This is a genomic window from Pseudomonas sp. EGD-AK9, from assembly GCF_000465935.2.
In the GTDB taxonomy this organism is placed as follows: Bacteria; Pseudomonadota; Gammaproteobacteria; order Pseudomonadales; family Pseudomonadaceae; genus Aquipseudomonas.
In genome coordinates, this window is record NZ_AVOF01000377.1 from 1 (window position 1) to 2,927 (window position 2,927).

Consider the following 2,927-nt stretch of genomic DNA (forward strand, 5'->3'; position numbering starts at 1 on the left):
GACCGCGACCGGGCTGTTCGGCGTCGCGCAGGGTGCGCCAGGTGTAGTCGAGGGCGCCTTCACCGCGCTGACCAGCTCCTCGCCCAGCGCCAGGCGGCCGGCCAGGGTGCTGGCCAGGGTGCAGCCGGAACCGTGGTAGCTGCCGGGCAGGCGCGGGCAGGTGAAGTCGTGGCGACTGCCGTCGCGGCAATACAGGCGGTTGTGTACCTCGCGCTCGTCGCCGTGGCCGCCGGTGATCAGCAGGTATTCGATATGGGGCAGCAGCTTCTCGGCGCATTCATCGGCCGTGCCGTCCGGCAGTTCGGCAAGGATGCGCGCTTCCGGCAGGTTCGGCGTGGCGATGGTCGATACGGCGAACAGCCGCTCGCGCATGGCGTAGCCGACTTCGTCCTTGCCCAGGGCGCCGCCGCCGCCGGCGCGCAGCACCGGGTCGCAGACCAGCGGCACGCCGGGCAGCTGGCTCATCAGCTCGAGCACGGTGTCGACCATCTCCGTCGAGCCGAGCATGCCCAGCTTGACGGCGGCCACCGGCAGGTCGGCGATCACCGCGCGGGCCTGGGCCAGCACCCAGTCGCGGTCGAGCACGCGGAAGTCGGCGACGTCGACCGTGTCCTGCACGGTCAGCGCGGTTACCGTCGGGGCGGCGTGGCAGCCCTGGGCCAGCAGGGCTTCGATATCGGCTTGCAGGCCGGCACCACCACTGGGGTCGTGGCCGGACAGGCAGAGCACTACGGGGCGGGAATGGGTCATGTTCATGGCCGCCGAGCTTACCACCAAATCGCTCGGGCGAGACCGCCCGGTCGCCTGCGGCGCGGTGCCGCGCGATGGAAAAACTGTCGGCTGGATCAGGCTTCTGCGCCTTCCGAGCGGCGGTGCCTGTGCTAGAGTGCCGCGCTATCGACAACTCTGCCCAGGGCGGCGTGCGAGCGGTGAGCGGGCGGCTCCCGGTGCGCCGTAGCGGGTTCTGGCCGGGCCGCATGCGCAACCTTCTGTTCTGTCTCTTTATATGGATGCCTGGCCTGGCCAGCGCCCTGGTGTTCGACGAACACAGCCGCAGCCTGCCGCTGGGTCAGGCCATGCACGTGTTCGAGGACGTGCGCGGCGATGCCAGCATCGACGACATCGCCTCGCCGGCGCTGCAGGACAGCTTCCGCCGGCACGACAAGCCGGTGCTCAACGCCGGCTATTCGCGCTCGGTGTTCTGGCTGCGCCTGGACCTGGAGTACCGCCCGCAGCAGGCGACTGGCGCGCGCAACTGGCTGCTGGAACTGGCCTACCCGCCGCTGGATCACCTGGAGCTCTACCTGCCCGACGCCGACGGCGGCTTCGTCCTGGCGCAGCGCACCGGCGACGCCTTGCCCTTCGTCAGCCGGCAGATCAAGCAGAACAACTACCTGTTCGAGCTCAACCTGGCGCCGGGCCAGCCGCAGCGCCTCTACCTACGCCTGGAGAGCCAGGGCTCGATCCAGGCGCCGCTGACCCTGTGGGCGCCCAACGCCTACCTGGAAGAGCAGCCCGGGCGCATCTACGTGCTCGGCATCATCTACGGCGTGCTGCTGGTGATGCTGGTGTACAACCTGTTCATCTTCCTCAGCGTGCGCGACACCAGCTACCTCTACTACATCCTCTATATCGCCTCGTTCGGCCTCTACCAGGTGTCGGTCAACGGCGCCGGCATCGAGTACTTCTGGCCCGACAACCCCTGGTGGGCCAACGCCGCCACGCCCTTTTTGATCGGCTCGGCGGCGCTGTTCGGCTGCCAGTTCGCCCGCAGCTTCCTGCACACCGGCGAACACAGCCCCTGGATCGACCGCCTGCTGCTGCTGCTGATGGCCTGCGGCGCCGCGGTGATGATCCTGGCGCTGAGCGTCAGCTACGCCACCGCGCTGCGCCTGGCCACCTACCTGGCGCTGCTGTTCACCGTGGCGATCTTCAGTGCCGGGGTGCTGGCCTGGCTGCGCGGCATGCGCGTGGCACGCTACTTCATCATCGCCTGGAGCGCTTTCCTGATCGGCGGGGCGATCAACACCCTGATGGTGCTCGGCTACCTGCCCAACGTGTTTCTCACCATGTACGCCAGCCAGATCGGCTCGGCGCTGGAAGTGGGCCTGCTGTCGCTGGCACTGGCCGACCGCATCAACGCGATGAAGGAGGAGCGCGCGCGCATCCTCCAGGAGGCCGGGCGCAAGCTGGAGGCGCTGAACCAGGAGCTGGCCAACAGCAACCGCTTCAAGGACGAGTTCCTCGCCACCGTCACCCACGAGCTGCGCACGCCGATGAATGGGGTGATCGGCTCGCTGGAGCTGATGCAGACGGTCAGCCTGGACGTCGAACTGGCCCAGTACCAGCGCACCGCCGCCAGCTCGGCGCGCGACATGATGCGCATGGTCAACGACATCCTCGCCCTCACCGAGCTGCAGGCCGGCAAGCTCTACCCGCGGCGCGAGCCGTTCAGCCTGCGCGGCCTGTTCGACGGCCTGCGCGCGCAGTACGCGCCGCGGGCGCAGGACAAGGGGCTGCGCTTCGACCTGGAACTCGACGACAGCCTGCCCGATATCCTCGAAGGCGATGCCGCCAAGCTGGCACAGGCCTTGGGCTATCTGCTGGACAACGCCATCAAGTTCACCAGCCAGGGGGGCGTGACCCTGCAGGTCGGCCGCGCCGGCAACGGCGGCGACTGCCTGCCGCTGAGCGTGCTGGTGAGCGACACCGGCATCGGTTTCGAGCCAGACGACGGCCTGCTCTACCGGCGCTTCCAGCAGCTCGACGGCTCGATGACCCGCAAGTACGGCGGCCTCGGCATCGGCCTGGCGATCTGCCGGCAACTGGTCGACTTGCTCGGCGGCAGCCTCGGCCACGAGTCGCAGCCGGGGCAGGGCAGCCGCTTTCGCCTCGACGTGCCGCTGACCCTGCCGCTGCAGCCGCCG

Annotated in this window: 1 protein-coding gene and 1 pseudogene; one reads left to right on the forward strand and one right to left on the reverse strand. The window is 69.0% G+C overall.

Translation table 11 applies throughout. The annotated features are described in order from the left end of the window. Window positions 1-756, reverse strand: a pseudogene (locus N878_RS16740) (bifunctional hydroxymethylpyrimidine kinase/phosphomethylpyrimidine kinase); the annotation flags it as partial. A gap of 221 nt (window positions 757-977) precedes the next feature. Here N878_RS16740 and N878_RS16745 point away from each other — a divergent pair. After that, window positions 978-2,927, forward strand: a 1,950-nt coding sequence (locus N878_RS16745; RefSeq protein ID WP_021444757.1) for a sensor histidine kinase, incomplete at its 3' end; no start/stop codon positions are given.